This is a genomic window from Enterobacter sp. fkY84-1, assembly GCF_052974705.1.
The window spans coordinates 44743-63577 of the sequence record NZ_CP169393.1; the positions used below are offsets into that span (position 1 = coordinate 44743).

The following is an 18835-nucleotide window of genomic DNA, read 5'->3' on the forward strand; positions in this document are numbered from 1 at the left end:
ATCGTTACATTCAGTGTAGCGGCGCCAGCCGAAAGTATGAATTTTCTCCACGTTGCGTGTGTGAGATAGTGAAACGGCACAGATAACAAGGAGAAAAATATGCACCTGAGCATTACTCATGCGGTTACGGCGCAGGAAAAAGAAGAGTTACTCACGGGCCTGAGAGCCTACAATGCGCAGTTTCTGGATCTCTCCACATTCAGCGGGGACATTGGCGTTTACGTGCGGGACGACATCGGCACCATGCTCGGCGGGCTCATTGGGGTGCGTAAAGGCGACTGGCTGAATATCGACTTTCTCTGGGTGAGCGATGCCGTGCGCGGATCCGGCGTGGGCAGCCAGCTCATCAAAACGGCGGAAGATGAAGCCAGACGCAAAGGCTGCAAGCACGCGCTGGTGGATACCGCCAGCTTCCAGGCGCGTCCGTTCTATGAAAAACAGGGGTACCAGCTGCAGATGTCTTTGCAGGATTATCCGTACCCGGGCATGCAGCGACATTACCTGGCGAAAGCCCTTTAAGCCCGTTTCTGTCATTATGCATTCTGCTATTTATTGCGAGCCGCTTTCCTAATTTAAAACGTGTTGCTTGTCTTCTTTTCGGGCCGTGGCGCATGCTTTGGCCTGGTCAAGTCATCCATGGAGATAGCAATGGAACGCACAGCAAAACTATTCAGAAAGGGTCAGAATCAGGCCGTTATGCTGCCTGCTGAATTCGCGTTTGATACGGAGAGCGTCTACATCCGACGGGATGAGGAGGGGAATGTCGTTTTGGCGGCAAAACCTGTTCTAATAAAGAGCTGGGATAATTTTCTCCGCATGCTGGCAGAAACGGACGTACCAGATACGTTTTTGAGCAAGGAGGAACGCAATCAGAGTGTTACGACAAGAGACCCTCTGGATGGAGCATGCTCGTGAGACATATGCTGGATACGAATATTGTGAGTCACTTGTTTAAACGACACCCGGAGGTTGTAAGCAGAATGACATGTCTGGCGCCGGGTGACGTTTGTATCTCAAGCATTACCGAAGCGGAATTGCTGTATGGTGCTGACAAGAAGAAAAGCAGTAGATTGAAAGAAACAATCCGGGAGTTTCTCAATACCATCACGATTTGCGACTGGGACAGCGACGCCGCAGCAACGTACGGTGAACTCCGTGCAACCCTGGAAAAGAAAGGGAAAGTGATGGGGGATCTCGATCAACTGATCGCTGCACATGCTATCAGTCGGGGAACAACGATCGTTACTAACGATCGTGCATTCAGAATGGTGCAGGAGCTTGCCGTCGAGGACTGGACGACAACGTTGTGATCCCTGATGCCCGGTGGTGCAGCGCCACCCGGCCATACCCGCATATAACTTATCCTTCTTATTGATTCTTTTTCGGTTTTTATTTCCCCGTCTCGTTGTCGATATAGTCACTACAACATTCAGCAAAAGGAACTGTCTTGTGAAACGTCGATTGGGTGCTCTGGTACTGGCTGGCCTGCTGCTGGCCGGGTGCGATCAAAGTGGCAGCGATGCCAAACACATTAAAGTCGGCGTCATCAACGGCGCCGAGCAGGACGTGGCGGAAGTCGCCAAAAAGGTGGCGAAAGAGAAATATGGCCTGGACGTGGAGCTGGTGGGCTTCAGCGGCTCGCTGTTGCCTAACGATGCCACCAACCAGGGGGAACTGGATGCCAACGTCTTCCAGCATCGCCCGTTCCTTGCAGAGGATAACAAGGCGCATGGCTACAAGCTGGTGGCCGTGGCGAACACCTTTGTCTTCCCGATGGCAGGCTATTCCCGCAAAATCAAATCCGTCTCGGATCTGAAGGACGGGGCAACCATTGCCATTCCAAACGACCCGACCAACCTTGGCCGCGCGCTACTGCTGCTGCAAAAAGAGAAGCTCATCACCCTGAAGCCGGATACCGGGCTGCTGCCGACGGCGCTGGATATTACCGCCAACCCTAAACAGCTGAAAATCATGGAGCTCGAAGGGGCGCAGCTGCCGCGCGTGCTGGACGACCCGAAAGTGGATGTCGCCATCATCAGCACCACCTATATCCAGCAAACCGGGCTGTCGCCGGTGCATGACAGCGTCTTTATCGAAGACAAAAACTCGCCGTACGTGAACATCGTGGTGACGCGCGAAGACAACAAAGACGCCGAGAACGTGAAGGAATTTATCCAGTCGTATCAGTCGCCTGAAGTGGCGAAAGCGGCGGAGACGATCTTTAACGGCGGGGCGGTGCCGGGCTGGTAAGGAACCCGCAGAAAGCGCGGTGACGAAAATTGGCCCGATTCCATCGGTAATCGCTCTTTAACCCACAGCGTGCCGCGCGACGGCTGGCTATCCTCCTTATCACACCAACCGGAGGATAGCCCATGAACATCACCCACATTCGCAACGCCACCCAGCTGATTACCTATGCCGGAAAACGTCTTTTAGTCGACCCGATGCTGGCCCCACAGGGCGCTTATCCGGGCTTCCCTGGCACGGCCCATGCCGAACGCCGCAACCCGACGGTCGAACTCCCCGTTGACGTCAACGCGCTGCTGGACGCCGACGCGGTGATCGTCACCCATACCCATGACGATCACTGGGATCGCGCCGCGGCGGAACTGATCGCCAAAGACAAACCGATCTACGTACAAAATGACCGCGACGCCGCGCTGCTGCGCAGCCAGGGGTTTAGCAACCTGACGGTCATGACCGACGAGACCACCTTTGGCGAGATTCGAATTGCGAAGACCCACGGCGGCCAGCACGGTACCGATCGCGCATACGCCGTGCCCGAACTGGCGGAGCGGCTGGGCGAGGCCTGTGGCGTGGTGCTGCGTCATCCTGATGAGAAGACGCTCTATATTGCCGGGGATACCGTCTGGCGTGACGAGGTGGCGGCCGATCTGCAAAAGCACCAGCCGGACGTGGTGGTGCTGAACGCCGGCTATGCCCACGTCATTGGTTTTGGGCCCATTATTATGGGGCAGGAGGATGTGCTCAACGTCCATTTCCTGCTGCCGCAGGCCAACATTGTGGCGATCCATATGGAAGCCATTAACCACTGCCTGTTGACCCGCAGCGCGCTGCGTGAGTATGTAGAAGCCAACCAGGTGAGTGACGCGGTGAGTATTCCTGAGGATGGCGAAACCGTTATATTCTGAGTGTCTGAAAGGGAAAGGAGAGACAAATGTCGCTAGTCAACGTCGCGATTGTCGCGGTAGACGGGTTCAGCCCGTTCCACTACTCCGTTCCCTGCATTCTGTTTGGCGACTCGGTCTCCGGAGAAAAGCGCTTTAACGTGACGATCTGCGCCGAAACGCCAGGGTTCCTCACCTCAAAAGACGGATTTGCCCTCAACGCCACGCAGGATTTTACCGCCATTGGGCAGGCCGATATTGTTGTCGTTCCCTACTGGCAGCACGTTCTTGAACGCCCACCACAGGCGCTGCTCGACAGCCTGGTACAGGCGAGAGACCGCGGCGCAGAAATCGTCGGGCTGTGTCTGGGGTCGTTTGTGCTGGCCTGGGCGGGGATCCTCGACGGCAAACGTGCGGCCACCCACTGGGAGTTCGAACGTCAGTTTCAGTCGCTCTTCCCGAACGTTCGGCTGGATATTAATGCCCTTTACGTGGATGACGGCAATATCATCACCTCCGCCGGGACTGCCGCAGCCCTCGACTGCTGCCTGTATATCATTCGCCAGCGCTTTGGCAGCGTGGTTGCTAACCAGATTGCCCGCCGGATGATTGTTCCGCCCCACCGCGAGGGCGGGCAGGCGCAGTTCATCGCCCAGCCGGTGCCTAAAGATACCCGCGACGGACGCATTAACTGCCTGATCGACTACCTGCAGCAGCACATCACCGAACAACATAGTCTGGACTCGCTGGCTGAGGTGGTCTCGATGAGCCGCCGCACCCTGACTCGTCATTTTGTTAACGCTACAGGGATGAGCGTCGCCGACTGGCTGACCGCCGAACGCCTGCGGCGCAGCCAAATCCTGCTGGAAGCCGGAAATATGCCGATTGAACGCGTGGCTGAGCTGGTGGGATTTAATTCCGCCGTCACCTGGCGACAGCAGTTTAAAGCGCGTTTTGGGGTGAGTCCCGCAGAGTGGCGAAAAACTTTCCGTCTTCACAGCTAGTGTATTCGGGCTAACTCAAGATTTAAGGCTTAGTTAAATGAGTTCGTATTTTTTCTTAATACCCTTCTCATTTTTCTGAAAGAAAAATTTATTTCAGATGCCCTAACGCAAATTAGATATACTCGCTTTAAGAATGCTCTTATATTACGCAAATAATCATTGCGGACATTTTTGTGGCATGGATGAATAGCTCCAAAATAAAAAATAGAATAATTTCATTAGTAAATTATGCTGCTGCTATCTTATTGGTCGTCTTTTTTTTAGCGCGCGCCAATGCTGCGCCGCTGTCGCCGGCCGATCGCGATTCCATTCAACAGCAACAGCAGCAGCTTTTATTACAGAACCAGCAACAGCGTGAGGAGTTGGAGCGGAGTATTCCTCGCCCCGCGCCCGCCAGACCGCTGCCGGTTACCGGCGCCGGACCCTGTTTCACCATTCATACCATTACCCTTTCCGGTGCGACCTTAATCTCCCCGAAAACCCGGCAGACCCTTGTCGCGCCGTGGCAGGGCCGCTGTCTGGATATGGCGAAAATAACGGAGCTTCTCGCCCATATTTCTGACTGGTATATCAGCCGGGGATATATCACCAGCCGCGCTTTTCTTACCGAGCAGGATCTCTCCGGCGGCCAGCTGAATATTGTTGTGCTGGAAGGCAGACTGGAAGCGATCCGTCTGGAAGGCGAAACGCCGCGTATGCTGAAAATGGCGTTTCCGGGACGGGTGGGCGGCATCCTTAATTTACGCGACATCGAACAGGGCATGGAGCAAATTAACCGTTTGCGTACCGAGCCGGTTCAGATTGAAATTCTTCCGGGAACGCAGGCCGGATATTCCATTGTTAATCTTACGGCAAAGCCGGAATTTCCCTTAAGTGTATCGGTAAGCCTGGATAATAGCGGGCAGAAGAGTACCGGCGAAGATCAGCTGAGCGGCGTGCTCACCGCCAATAATATGCTGGGGCTGGCGGATAAATGGTTTGTCAGCGGCGGGCGCAGCAGCGATTTTGCCAGCGCGTACGATGCGCAGAATTTCCAGGCGGGCGTCAGCGTGCCGTTTGGCTACGGATTACTGGACTACAGCTACGCCTGGAGTAACTACCGGACCACCATCAGTAACCAGGGATTCAACTGGCTCTCCACGGGCGATACCAAAACCCACCGCCTTAACGCGTCCTGGGTGGTCTTCCGCAACGGGGAGGTGAAAACCGGCATTGCGGCAGGCGTGGTTCAGCGATCCAGCCGCAACTGGCTCAACGACGCGCCGCTTCAGAGCAGCACGCGCAACCTCTCCAGCCTGATTCTGGGCATTACGCACACGCAAAAAATGCTGGGCGGCGTGGCGACCTTCAACCCGACCTGGAGCCACGGCATGCCGTGGTTCAATGCCGAAACCGACGAAGATAAGTCCGGGGATATGCCGCGCGCGGAATTCCGTAAATGGAGCCTGAACGCCAGCTTCCAGCGGCCGATTACCCGTAATGCCTGGTGGCTGACCAGCGCCTACGGCCAGTGGTCGCCCGACCGGCTGTACGGCTCCGAGCGCCTGACGCTCGGCGGCGAAAGCTCCGTGCGCGGTTTTAAAGAGCAGTACCTGTCCGGGGACAACGGCGGCTACTGGCGCAACGAGCTGGGATATTCCCTCTTCACCCTTCCGGTGATTGGCGCGGTGAGCGCAACGGTCGCCGTTGACGGCGGCTGGCTGGAAAAAGACCGTCAGGACCGCTTTGCCTCCGGCACGTTGTGGGGCGCTTCGGTGGGACTGAACAGCGCAGGGCGCGGGTACAGCAGCCAGATTTCGGTCGGTACGCCCCTGCACTACCCCGACTGGCTCGGCCCGGATCATGTGAGCGTTAACTGGCGCATTGCCTTCATGCTTTAAGAGACTCTACGACTATGGATACCCGTCACCCACCCGTTCGTTTCTCGCAGCGTCTGATCAGCTGGATTGTCTGCGGTTTGATGGTCTGGCAGCCGATGGCACCTGCCGTCGCGGCGGCGCTTACGCCGACCGGGCAGACCACGGTCGATCGGGCGGGGAACGGGGTGCCGGTCGTCAACATCGCCACGCCCAACGGGGCGGGTATCTCGCATAACCAGTTCGGTGAGTATAACGTCGGCAAAGAGGGGCTTATCCTCAACAACGGCACGGACCGTTTAACTCAGACCCAGCTGGGCGGGCTTATCCAGAACAACCCCAACCTGCAGGCCGGGCGGGAAGCGAAAGGCATTATCAACGAAGTCACGGGCGCCAGCCGCTCGCAGCTGCAGGGCTATACGGAAGTCGCCGGTAAAGCAGCAAACGTCATGGTGGCCAACCCGTACGGCATTACCTGTAACGGGTGCGGATTTATCAACACCCCGAACGTCACCCTGACCACGGGGAAACCGCAGTTCGACGCCAGCGGTAACCTGCAGGCGCTGGAGGTGACGAAAGGCGCCATCACGGTTGAAGGCCAGGGGCTGGATGCCAGCAAGAGCGACGCGCTGTCGATCATTGCGCGCGCGACGGAAGTGAACGCCGCGATACATGCGAACGACCTGACGGTAACGGCAGGGGCGAACCGCGTGGGCGCAGACGGCAGCGTCAGGCCGATTGCCGGTGAGGGTGCCGCGCCCGTGGTGGCCGTGGATACCGGCGCGCTCGGCGGGATGTATGCCAACCGTATCCGCCTGGTCTCCAGCGAGACGGGCGTGGGGGTGAACCTCGGCAACCTCACCGCGCGCCAGGGCGATATTCAGCTGGACGCGGGCGGGAAACTGACGGTCACGAACAGCCTGGCCAGCGGATCGATTACCGCGAACGGCGCGGGAGTGGCCCTCAACGGCAGCCATCAGGCCGGTGGCGCGCTGAATGTGGCCAGCTCGCAGGATGTGGAACTCAATAACAGCACGCTCGCCAGTCAGGGCGATATGCGTCTTTCCGCTACAGGGAAAGTGCAGACGACGGGCGGCGGGACAAACAGCGCGGGCGCGCTGTCGGTGAGCAGCGGGCAGGGGATGACGCTCAGCAATACCTCCCTGGTCTCCCGCGGCGCGGCGACGCTGGACAGTAAAGATACCCTGACCGTCAACGGCGGCGGCGTGTCGGCACAGGGCGGGGCGCTAACCGTCGCGAGCAAACAGGGAATGGCGCTTGCGGATGCGACGCTGACGGGTCAGGCCGACACCACGCTGTCCACCGACGGCAGCCTGACGCAGCGCGGCGGCAGCGTCACCAGCAAAGGCGCGCTCAGCGTGGCGGCCGGGAAAGATATCACGCTGGCGAATACCCGCAGCGGTAGCGATACCCGCGCGACCCTCAGCAGCGGCGGCACGCTGTCATCCACGGCCAGCGCGATCTCGGCAGGAGAGAATCTGGCCCTGAGCGGCGGACAGCTGGTGATGGACGGCCAGAGCCGGGCCGATGCCACGGGCGATGTCCGCCTGACGGGCAGCGCCGTCAGTAATCAGGGGCAGGTGAATGCGGGGCGCGACATTGCCCTCTCCGGCGACAGGGTGTCCAGCAGCGGCCAGCTGGCGGCGAAAGGCCACCTTGACGTGAATGCAGGAGAGCTGACAAACGGCGGCACGGTGCAGGGTAACGACGTCACCCTGAAGGGGCAGATGATCACTAACAGCGGTACTCTGCAGAGCGCCGGTAACCTGGCGCTGAGCGCCGGTACCCTGGAGCAGCGGGGCACGCTGAGCGCGAAAGGCAATGCGAACGTCACGGCGCAGCAGGCCCTGCGTAACAGCGGCAGCCTGCTGGCTGACGGGGCGATGAGCGTGACGGCAGACGTGCTGGAACAGAACGGCACCCTGTCCGGCGCGACGGCGCTGACGGCGCAGGCCGGCACCCTGACCAGCGGTCAGGCGTCCCGCACCACCAGTCAGGGCAATGTTCAGATTACCGCGACCCGCAGCGCCAGCCTGAACGGGCAGACGGACGCGGCGGGGGCATTAACCGTCAGCACCGGCGACCTGACCACCGGCCAGGATGCGCATCTGCAGAGCGGGCAGGCGCTCACTCTGCAGGCGCAGAATGCCGCGCTGAACGGCACGCAGGCGGCGAAAGGCGCTCTGTCGGTGACGGCGGGCACGATTGCGCACGCCGGGAAATCCACCGGTAACGCGCTGAGTTTTAACGCGACCGGCGACCTGACCAGCGGCGGCGAGCTTACCGCCAGCGCCATCGCGCTCAGCGGACAGAACATCCTCCAGTCCGGCGTCGCAAAAGCGGACCGCATGACCCTGACGGCCCCCGGGCGCATCACCAGCAGCGGTACGCTGGTTGCCGGTACGCTGGCGCTGGACGCTGCCTCGGTGGAGAACAGCGGACTGCTGCAGGGGACCACCCTGCTCGGCCTGAAGACCGGGTCACTCACAAACCTCGCGGGCGGATCGGTCTACAGCACGCAGGATTTAACGCTGAACGTTCCGGTGCTGTCTAACAGCGGGCTTATCACCACCGACGGCACGCTGCGCATTAAAGGCGACACGCTGACAAACCAGGGTGAAATCAACGGCGTCAGCCTGAGCAGCGACTACCTCAGCCTGACCAACACCGATACCGGACGCCTGCTGGCGGACGACCGGCTCACCCTGAACGGCACTGCGTTTGCTAACGCGGGCAATATTGCGGCCAGCGACCTGCACATCACGGCGGACAGCCTGCAAAACCAGGGCACCGTCGAGGGGGACTCGGCGCTGACGCTCGGTGTGGCAGACCTCACTAACCGTGGCGCGCTGCGCAGCAGCGGAACGCTGACGCTCGGCGGTGAAACGCTGGCCAATAGCGGCGAGCTCAGCGCCACCGCGCTGCTGCTGAACCTGACCCGACAGGCCAGTAACGATGCCGACGGGCGGGTGATTGCCCGGAACGGCCTGACGCTGACCACCGCCAGCCTGACGAACAGCGGGCTGATGGCCGGTACCGACGCGCAGTTTAACAGCGCGTCGGTGACCAACGGCGGCACGCTGCAGGGGACACACTCCCTGACGACGACCGGGGCACAGCTCAGCAACCAGCAGGCGGGCATGCTGCTCTCCGGTGGCGCGCTCGCCCTGCACCACACCACCCTGAACAACGCCGGGCTGCTGCAGGGCAACACCCTGAACCTCGCCACCGGTGAGTGGATGAATACCGGTAACGCGCTGGGGGAAACGGGCGTGACGGCGGCGGTAACCGGCACGCTGACCAACAGCGGTAAGGTGCTCAGCCAGCAGGCGCTGGACGTCCAGGCCGACAGGACCGATAACCGTGGCCAGCTGCTGGCGAAAGTGCTGACCCTGCGGGGCGACCTGCAGAACAGCGGCCTGCTTCAGGGCAGCAGCACGCTGGCCTGGTCCGGGAACACCTTCACGAACCAGCCTCAGGGCCAGGTGACGGGCGGCGAGACCCTGACGCTCAGCGGACAAACCCTCAGCAACGCGGGCAGCCTTCAGGGGCGCAGCGCGACGCTTGACGCCGGGAGCCTGAATAACCAGGGCAGCGTTCAGACGCTGGACGCCCTGACGCTTTCCGCAACCGGCAGGCTGGATAACACGGGTGCCCTGCTCAGCCAGAATCTGTTCACGCTGACGGCGGCGCAGCTGTTCAACGACGGCCAACTGGCCGGGAAAGCCCTCGCGGTGAAGGCTGCGCAGCTGAACAACACCGGGATTCTTCAGGGCAACGACACGCTGGTGCTGACCACCCGTGCGCTGAGCAACGGCGCCACCGGGCAGCTGGTGAGCGGCAGTCCTCTGAACTTATCCCTCGACACGCTCGATAACGCTGGCCTGTTGCTGGTGAAGGGCGGGTTCACCCTGCGGGGCAGCGACCTGACGAACCGGGGCGATATTCAGGCGCAGAGCCTGGATTTGGGCCTGAGCAATGCCCTGACCAACACGGGGAACATCGTTGCCACCGACGATGCCGTGCTTAACGCGACGACGCTGACCAGCAGCGGCACGGTGGCGGGCAAAACGCTGACAGCAGGCGGTACTGAGCTGCGCAACAGCGGCCTGATGCAGGGCAGCAACGCGGTTAACGCCACCGCCGACCGCTTTATCAACGAGCTGAACGGTAAATGGCTCTCCGGCGGCGGCTTCACGCTGACGGGCGGACAGCTGACCAACGCCGGTACGCTGCAGGGCGCGACGCTGGGCATGACCGGCACCACCCTCACCAACAGCGGCACGGTGAACGGGCAGATGGGACTCAGCGGCACGCTCAGCGGGGCGTTAACGAATACCGGGCTGTTGCAGAGCGGCGGCACGACCGCCTTCACCGCGGATACCCTGGCGAACCCGGGGCGCATCACGGGCGGTACGCTGTCCCTCACTGCCCGCGATATGAACAACGGCGGGCTGATGCAGGGAACGAATGGCCTGGCGCTCACAGGGACCACGCTGACCACGGGCGCGGCCTCGCGCACCCTCTCCGGCGGCATGTTGACGCTGGATGCAGGCCAGCTGACCACGCAGGGCACGCTGCAGGGGAACGGCGCGGACATCCGCGCCAGCGACTGGGCGCACGGCGGGTCTCTGCTCAGCCAGGGAACGCTGACGGCCACGACCGGCGGCACGCTGACCTCAACCGGCTCGCTGATGAGCCAGGGTAGGACGGATATCACCGCACAGACGCTGGATAACCGCGGGCAGCTCCTCAGCGAGGGCGATGTGACGCTCGGCGGCAGCACCCTAAAAAACAGCGGCACCGTGCAGGGGAACACTCTCGCGCTGCATCAGAACAGCATTAACAACCAGGGCACCTTAACCGGTCTGCAGAGCCTGACCGTTCAGGGGCAGCAGCGGCTGATGGCGCGCATGGCGATGGCCGCGCCTCAGCAGGAGCTGATCAACGGCGCAGGCGGCAAGCTTCTTACTCAGGGCGCGCTGACGATTGCGTCCGGGGCAGTGACCAACGCTGGCAGCTGGCAGGCACAGAATATTCTGCTTAACGCCCGGTCGCTCACCAACAGCGGCGCGGTGCAGAGCGCCGACGCGCTGCAGATGACGCTGGCCGATACGCTCACCGGAACCGCAGGCAGCAGGATCACCGCGCTGGGTGCGGCGACGCTGCAGGCCGCGACGCTGGCGAACCAGGGCCAGTGGGCGGCGAAAAACCTGACGCTGACAGGCGGCACGCTCAGCAACAGCGGCGCCATCAGCGGCGTGAATGGCCTGACACTCAGCCAGACCGGCGCGGTCAGCCAGCAGTCTGGCGGCACCCTGCTGTCCGGCGGGGCGCTGAACATCACGGCGGCCTCCGTCACCAGCGACGGCAAAATGCAGGGGGGCACGCTCGGCATTACCACCGGGGCGCTCACCAACAACGGACGTCTGCAGGGTGATAACGGCGCGACGCTGTCCCTCAGCGGAACGCTGACCAACAACAGCGGGGGCGAAATCGTCAGCCGCGATGCGCTGACGCTGACCGCGCCCGCGCTGTTTAACTACGGCCTGATCCAGGGCGGCGGCGAGACGCGCGTGACCGCCTCCTCGCAGGCGCGTAACGACGGCAGACTCCTCTCCGGCGCGCGCCTGACGCTCGGCACGCCGCAGTTCACCGGTATCGGCTGGCTGCAGGCCACCGACCTGATCCTGAATGCGGCAAACGCTACCAACGGCGGCACGTGGGTGGCCGATCGCGCCACCCTGACCGGCACCAATTTCGCCAGCCAGGGCACCACCCAGGCGGGACAGCTGACGGTTAACTACAGCCAGCTGAACAACAGCGGCACGCTGCTCGGCAACACGCAGCTGAATATTGGCGCGGACCAGGTAACCCAGAGCGCGGGCGGCAAGCTGCTGAGCGGCGGCAACCTGTGGCTGCAAAGCCGGGGGCTGGACCTTACCGGCCAGCTGGTGTCCCTGGGGGACTTAGCGCTGCAGCTGACGAACGCGTTTACCACCAGAACCGCCGTGGCGGCAGGCAGAACCCTGACCATCAACAGCGGCGGCGACATTGATAACCGCAGCGTGCTGCAGGGGCAGGCGGTCAACCTGAACGCGGGCGGGCAGCTCAGCAACAACGGACAAATCACCACCGGCGGCGGCGCGAGTACGTTCTCCGGCAGCAGCGTGGCGCTGAACGCCGCGGGCTCGGTGCAGGGCGGAGGTGACATCACCGTGGCCAGCCGGAGCAATATTACCGTCGACGGCTTCACCGGCACGCGCGGCTCGCTGACCCTGAGCGCGCCGGGCGCCATCGTCAACACCGCGCTGCTGTACGCGGCGAATAACCTGGCGCTGTTTGCCGACAGCATCACCAACCAGCGCGGCGACATCATGGCGGGAAACAACCTGTGGATGCAGCGGGATGCGGCAGGGAATGCGAACAGCCAGGTGGTGAACACGTCGGGGAATATTGAGACGCAGAATGGTGATATTGCGATCAGGACAGGAAGCCTGTTGAATGAGCGCGAGGGGATCAGTGAAAACCGCAGCTATCAGGCCGCGACGGGCAGCTCTGCTGCAAGCGGCGCGACCTCCATTAGTGTAAAAGTCACAGACCTGCCCCCCGATGAGTGGGGGTATATTTATACAATTTACAGCGGTGCGGGTGGAGGTAATATCTTCTCAATTGTCGCGCCGATGCCAAGTGGGGCTGTACAACGTTATCTGGTCGGATCGACCGTGGTCAATGTCACTGCAACAGGTGGTGTTGCGCGCATCGCCGCCAACCGAGATCTGGCTATCAATGCTGCCACGCTGAATAACCGTGCCGGTTATTTACTTGCCGGGAATGGGATGAACCTTTCCGGCAACAGCCTGAATAACCAGTCCTGGTTTGGTTATTCTGAGGATGAATACAAAGTCTATCGTTTTAGTGGGAAAACAGGCAAGGTATCCAGCCTAAAAGGAAGTCCCGCCTCCGGCAACGATAACAACCGTCGTGTGACTTATACGCTGGATGGCGCACCTCAGTATGAAACCCATACCACCGATCAAGCCCTCCGTGCGGTGATTCAGGCCGGCGGTCAGGTCACGGCGAATTTTACCAGTAATATCAGCAACACGGCGACGACCTCGAATGGCGGTGGAATAAGCCATTCAATTCCTGCGCCGTCGCTGAACACCCTCAGCAACCAAACTGTCGGCAGCGGCGTGCAAAAACAGGGGCTGAACGCTACCGGCACCGTGGCGGTGAACTCGCCGCAGTGGAACGATCAGCTCCAGGGTGCGCTGCAGCAGCTTAACGGCGGCGGCGCGCTGGAAAACGGCGGCGCGTCCGGCACGCCTCTCAGCAACATTGGCACCAGGCAGAAAGGCAACGCGAACCTCGGCCAGCTGGGCGCACTGGCGAACGCCGGGGTCACCACCGCCGATCTCCGAACCGCTCAGGGCGGCGCCGTCGGGCATTATCAGGGCCAGCGCGTCGATACCAGCGCTTACCCGCTTCCCTCGGGCAACAACGGCTATTTCGTCTTCTCCGATAACCCGAAAAGCCCGTACCTGATCAGCATCAACCCGAAACTGAACGGTCTCGGACAGCTTGATCCCGCCCTGTTTGCCGACCTGAACGCAATGCTCGGGGTCAAACCGTCGTCCACGGCGCCGCAGGAGACGCGGCTGGCGTTTACCGACGAGAAGCAGTTCCTCGGCTCGTCTTACATGCTCGGCCGTCTCAACCTGAACCCGGATTACGATTACCGCTTCCTCGGTGATGCGGCGTTCGATACCCGCTATGTCTCCAACGTGGTGCTCAACCAGACCGGTAACCGCTACCTGAACGGCATCGGTTCCGATCTGGATCAAATGCGCTATCTGATGGATAACGCGGCGGCGGCGCAGCAGTCGCTGGGCCTGCAGTTTGGCGTCTCGTTGACCGCCGATCAGATTGCCGCGCTCGACCACAGCCTGCTGTGGTGGGAGAAAGCCACCGTCAACGGTGAAGCCGTGATGGTGCCGAAACTCTACCTGTCGCCGAAGGACGTCACCGTCAATAACGGCAGCGTAATCGCGGGCAACAACGTCACCCTGAAGGGCGGCGACATCACCAACAGCGGCAGCTCGCTGCTGGCGAAAAACAGCCTGACGCTCGACAGCCAGAACAGCATCAGCAACCTCAACAACGGCCTGATGAAAGCGGGCGGCGACCTGAACCTGAGCGCCATCGGCGATATCAATAACATCAGCTCCACCATCAGCGGCAAAACGGTCGCGCTGGAGAGCCTGGACGGCAGCATCAACAACCTGACCCAGGTTGAGCAGATTGATATCAACGCCGGCGGGAAGTACGGCAAGATCGGCCTGAAAGACACCCTGCTGGGCAACACGGCGTCTATTACCGCACAGGATGGCCTGTCGCTTGAGGCGGGGAAAAACATCACCGTCACCGGGGCGAACCTGGCCTCCGGCGGCGATATGCTGCTGAACGCGTGGGGCGATATTGCCGTCAACGCGAATCAGATCAACGACGCATTCAGCTCCAGCCGGGCGAAAACCAGCCGTTCGTCCGTCACGTATCAGGGCAGTAACGTCACCGCGGGCGGCAACCTGCTGGTGAACGCCGGGCACAACCTTGACGTGACCGCCAGCGACCTGAAGGCGGGCGGCAGCGCGGGGCTGAGCGCGGGCAACGATCTCAATCTGAACGCGGCACAGACCAGCGAAAGCAGCCGTAAAGGGAAAAGCGAGTCCCACAGCACCGGGCTCGACCGCACCACGATTTCCGCAGGCGATAACCTGGTGCTGAAGGCCGGGCAGGATATCAACGCTCAGGCCGCCGCGCTGGCGGCGGAGAAAAGCGTCGGGCTGCAGGCGGGTCGCGACGTGAATCTGGCTGCTGCAGAGACCACACAGGGCGATAGCTATAAGTCAGGCAAGAAAACCGTCATCAACGAATCGGTACGCCAGCAGGGAACCGAGATCGCCAGCGGGGCGAATACCCAGATCCTCGCCGGGCGCGATGTCACCACCGAAGCCGCGCAGGTAACGGCGAAGGGCGATATCGGCGTGGCGGCGGGCCGCGACGTCAATCTCAATACCGCAACCGAAAGCGATTATCACTACAAAGAGCAGACCAAAACCAAAAAAGGGTTCCTGAGCAAGAAAACCACCCACACCATCGAGGAGAACAGCGCGACGCGTGAATCCGGCTCATTGTTGAGCGGCGATAACGTGCAGGTGGTGGCGGGCAATAACCTGCTGGTGAACGGTTCCGCCGTGGCGGGCGATGGCGACGTGAAGCTTAAGGCGGGCAACAACGTCGATATCGTGGCGGCCACGAACAGCGATACCTCCTGGCGCTTTAAGGAGGAGAAAAAATCCGGCCTGATGGGCTCGGGCGGGATTGGTTTCACCATCGGCAGCAGCAAAAGCACGCACGATCTCCGTGAGAAAGGCACCACCCAGAGTCAGAGCTTCAGTACGGTGGGCTCGACGGGGGGTAACGTCGCGATTTCTGCAGGAAACCAGGCCCACATCGGCGGCGCGGATCTTATCGCCGGGAAAGATTTAAGCCTCAGCGGCGACAGCGTCATCATCGAGCCGGGGCACGACAAGCGCACCCGGGATGAAACCTTCGAGCAGAAGAAAAGCGGACTCACCGTGGCGCTCTCCGGCACCGTCGGTAGCGCTATTAACAATGCCGTGAGCGCGGCGCAGGAGACCAAAGAGCAAAGTGATGGCCGTCTGAAAGCCCTTCAGGCCACCAAAACGGTGCTGTCCGGCGTGCAGGCCGGGCAGGCAGCGGATATGGCGGCAACCACCGGTGACCCGAACGCAATGGGTGTGAGCCTCTCGCTGACGACCCAGAAGTCGAAATCACAGCAGCATGCTGAGAGTGATGCGGTGGCAGGCAGCACGCTGAACGCAGGCAACAATCTTGCCATCACCGCGAACGGTAAAAACAAAGGCGCGAACAGCGGCGACATCGTGATTGCGGGCAGCCAGCTGAAAGCCGGGGGCGACACCACGCTGGATGCACAGAACGACATTCTGCTGTCCGGCGCGGCGAATACCCAAAAAACCAGCGGCAAGAACAGCAGCAGCGGTGGAGGCATTGGCGTGAGCATCGGTGCCGGCGGCAACGGTGCGGGTATCAGCGTGTTTGCCAACGTCAACGCCGCGCATGGCAAGGATAAAGGCAACGGTACCGACTGGACCGAAACCACCATCGACAGCGGCAAAAACGTCATCCTAAAAAGCGGGCACGACACCGTGCTTGATGGCGCTCAGGTTAACGGCAATAAAATCGTGGCAGATGTTGGTCACGACCTGCTGATGCGCAGCCAGCAGAACAACAGCGACTACGACAGCAAGCAGACCAGCGTTGCTGCGGGGGGCAGCTTCACCTTCGGCACCATGTCCGGTTCAGGCTATATCAACGCCAGCCAGGACAAGATGAAGAGCCGCTTTGATTCCGTGGCCGAACAAACCGGGCTGTATGCCGGGGACGGCGGCTTCGATATCACCGTGGGGCATCACACCCAGCTTGTTGGCGCGGTTATCGCCTCTACCGCCACACCGGACAAAAACAGCCTCGATACCGGGACGCTGGGCTTCAGCGATATCCACAACGAAGCGGACTTTAAAACCTCGCACTCCGGTATCAGCCTGAGCGGCGGCGGCAGCTTCGGGGATAAATTCCAGGGCAACCTGCCGGGCGGCATGATCTCCGCTGCGGGTAATAAAGGCCATAAGGAGGGCACCACGCAGGCCGCTGTGGCGGAGGGCTCCCTCACCATCCGCGACAAGGCAAACCAGAAGCAGGACGTGGCCGATCTGAGCCGCGACACCGAGCATGCCAACGACAGCATCAGCCCGATCTTCGACAAGGAGAAAGAGCAGAACCGTCTGAACGCAGTTGGGATGATCAGCGATATTGGCAGTCAGGTGGCGGATATTGCCAGGACGCAGGGTGATCTTAACGGGCTGAAGGCGGCCCAGAAAGAAACCGGCGCAACACTCCCCGCAAATGCGACAGAAAAAGAGCGCCAGAACTATCTTGCGAAACTGCGTGATACCCAGGCATACAAAAACGTGATGGTGACCTACGGAACCGGCAGCGCCATGCAGCGCGGCATCCAGGCGGCCACAGCAGCACTGCAGGGACTGGCGGGCGGCAATATCGGAGGGGCGCTGGCGGGCGCGTCAGCACCGGAGCTGGCGAACATCATCGGCCATCATGCAGGCATTGATGACGATACGGCGGCAAAAGCGATTGCCCATGCCATCCTCGGCGGCGTAACCGCAGCCCTTCAGGGCAACAGTGCCGCAGCGGGCGCTGTGGGAGCCGCATCCGGCGAACTGATTGCGACAGCTATCGCCAGACAGTTCTATCCGGACACAGACCCGTCGAAGCTGACGGAAGAGCAGAAGCAGACCGTGAGTACGCTGGCATCTGTTTCAGCGGGCATAGCTGGCGGGATTGCCGGGGGAAATACGGCTGGTGCGGCGACTGGGGCCAGTGCAGGGAAGAATGCGGTGGAGAATAACTATCTTAGCGTGTCTGAAAAGACAGAGCTTGAGATAGCAAAACAGACGCTTAAAAACAGTAAAGATCCGGCAGAGCGCGAAAAGGCGCAGCAGAAATATGATGCGTTGATTGAAAAAGATATTTCCAGCGATAAAGACGTTATTGATGCCTGCGGTAATGGTAATGCGGGTAGCTCAGCGTGTGCAGGTGCAAGACTAAAAGTCATTGCGACAAAAGAGGGATATGAAGATGGCCCTTATAACTCGAAATATAGCCAACAGTACGCTGATGCGTATGGGCAGATAGTCAATCTCCTTGATATCACTAGTGTTGATGCACAGAATCAGCAGCAGGTGAAAGATGCCATGATTAACTATTTCATGGTCACCAAAGGGGTTGATCGTCAGACCGCAGAAAGCTACACCGAAACGAAGCAGGGTCTGGAGATCATTGCGGCTTCGGTAACACCAATTTTGGGTTCTGCTGCGGCAAAACAATTAAGTAAAGTTGTTGATGCCAATCTAAAAGTCGTAGCCAGGGGAAATGTGGATGGAGTGAAGTTTTCTGACACCAACCAAGGTATAAGACCTTCACAGTTAGCTGATTTCAATAAACCGACGCTTATCAATGATGTTGTGCAGGCCAAGATAGACAAGCGGCCGGATAAAAACCTTCCCAATGGGAATATGGGAACAGCTCATGCAGAGGTAGGTGTAATTCAGCAAGCTTATGAAAAAGGAATGACTAACGGCAAAGATATGCTTATGTCGGTAAGTGGGGAGAAAGTTTGCTCATACTGTCTTAGCGATATAAAAATTATGGCTGAAAGATCAGGGCTTAAGTCGTTAACATTATTTGAAGAAACTACTGGTAGGACCTTATATTGGCAGTCAGGAACAAAGGGCTTCCGCGTAAAAGGAGCTAATGATGAATAGGTTGCTTGTTTCATGGTCGATATCACAAAAAGGTGGTACGAAGAAGCCTGATTGCTGGGAAGATATTGTTAACTTATTAGCCAAAGTTCGTTTATTTAGTGGTTGTGTAACCGTCGACAGATTAGACTGCGAAGGTTATTTAATCTCAGAAGTACAAGTAAGAATGGAAAAAGGTTTCTATCTGGTTACGTTTTTGAACGAAGATGATGAGGTTATGTCAATTACTGATTTAACACAACCAGATGAAAAAGTGTTAATTTTCGGAGATTACTGGCCAGCAAGTCAGCTTACAAAAAATTATGATCTTGTTGTCAGGATCTTTAGGGAGTTCTTCGATACTGGCAATGTATCAAAGGAACTTCTTAATTGAAATATAAATC

At 59.7% G+C, this 18835-nt stretch carries 9 protein-coding genes; all 9 read left to right on the forward strand.

Annotated features, from left to right (window positions below; translation table 11 throughout):
* The first annotated feature begins 99 nt into the window (after positions 1-99).
* Complete coding sequence (locus ACEPLT_RS00225; protein ID WP_032654363.1) at positions 100-519, forward strand: GNAT family N-acetyltransferase; 420 nt, start codon at positions 100-102, stop codon at positions 517-519.
* Positions 520-648: 129 nt separating this feature from the next.
* Positions 649-915, forward strand: coding sequence for an antitoxin (locus ACEPLT_RS00230; RefSeq protein WP_032675702.1), 267 nt, complete (start codon positions 649-651; stop codon positions 913-915).
* 5 nt (positions 916-920) lie between these two features.
* Complete coding sequence (locus ACEPLT_RS00235; RefSeq protein WP_205245870.1) at positions 921-1310, forward strand: type II toxin-antitoxin system VapC family toxin; 390 nt, start codon at positions 921-923, stop codon at positions 1308-1310.
* 139 nt (positions 1311-1449) lie between these two features.
* On the forward strand, positions 1450-2250 hold the full coding sequence (gene nlpA, locus ACEPLT_RS00240) for a lipoprotein NlpA (RefSeq protein WP_008500128.1): 801 nt from the start codon (positions 1450-1452) through the stop codon (positions 2248-2250).
* Between the two features lie 122 nt (positions 2251-2372).
* Positions 2373-3152, forward strand: coding sequence for an MBL fold metallo-hydrolase (locus tag ACEPLT_RS00245; protein ID WP_084833177.1), 780 nt, complete (start codon positions 2373-2375; stop codon positions 3150-3152).
* A gap of 26 nt (positions 3153-3178) precedes the next feature.
* Positions 3179-4132 carry a GlxA family transcriptional regulator gene (locus tag ACEPLT_RS00250; protein ID WP_232929120.1) on the forward strand — a complete coding sequence of 318 codons (954 nt, stop codon included), beginning with the start codon at positions 3179-3181 and terminating at the stop codon, positions 4130-4132.
* A gap of 182 nt (positions 4133-4314) precedes the next feature.
* Entirely contained in the window at positions 4315-6012 is a 1698-nt protein-coding gene (locus tag ACEPLT_RS00255) for a ShlB/FhaC/HecB family hemolysin secretion/activation protein (RefSeq protein WP_232929160.1), read from the forward strand.
* A gap of 14 nt (positions 6013-6026) precedes the next feature.
* Positions 6027-18455, forward strand: a complete 12429-nt coding sequence (gene cdiA / locus ACEPLT_RS00260) for a contact-dependent inhibition toxin CdiA (RefSeq protein ID WP_232929122.1) — start codon at positions 6027-6029, stop codon at positions 18453-18455.
* Positions 18448-18825: a DUF6911 family protein gene (locus tag ACEPLT_RS00265; RefSeq protein WP_021242388.1), complete on the forward strand. Its 378-nt coding sequence runs from the start codon at positions 18448-18450 to the stop codon at positions 18823-18825. The genes cdiA and ACEPLT_RS00265 overlap by 8 nt, the downstream gene beginning before the upstream one ends.
* Positions 18826-18835: the final 10 nt, after the last annotated feature.

Coding starts and splice junctions, on each gene's coding strand:
- ACEPLT_RS00255 (WP_232929160.1), top strand. CDS start 4,315: ATGAATAGCTCCAAAATAAAAAATAGAATAATTTCATTAGTAAATTAT.
- ACEPLT_RS00245 (WP_084833177.1), top strand. CDS start 2,373: ATGAACATCACCCACATTCGCAACGCCACCCAGCTGATTACCTATGCC.
- ACEPLT_RS00235 (WP_205245870.1), top strand. CDS start 921: ATGCTGGATACGAATATTGTGAGTCACTTGTTTAAACGACACCCGGAG.
- ACEPLT_RS00250 (WP_232929120.1), top strand. CDS start 3,179: ATGTCGCTAGTCAACGTCGCGATTGTCGCGGTAGACGGGTTCAGCCCG.
- ACEPLT_RS00225 (WP_032654363.1), top strand. CDS start 100: ATGCACCTGAGCATTACTCATGCGGTTACGGCGCAGGAAAAAGAAGAG.
- ACEPLT_RS00265 (WP_021242388.1), top strand. CDS start 18,448: ATGAATAGGTTGCTTGTTTCATGGTCGATATCACAAAAAGGTGGTACG.
- cdiA (WP_232929122.1), top strand. CDS start 6,027: ATGGATACCCGTCACCCACCCGTTCGTTTCTCGCAGCGTCTGATCAGC.
- ACEPLT_RS00230 (WP_032675702.1), top strand. CDS start 649: ATGGAACGCACAGCAAAACTATTCAGAAAGGGTCAGAATCAGGCCGTT.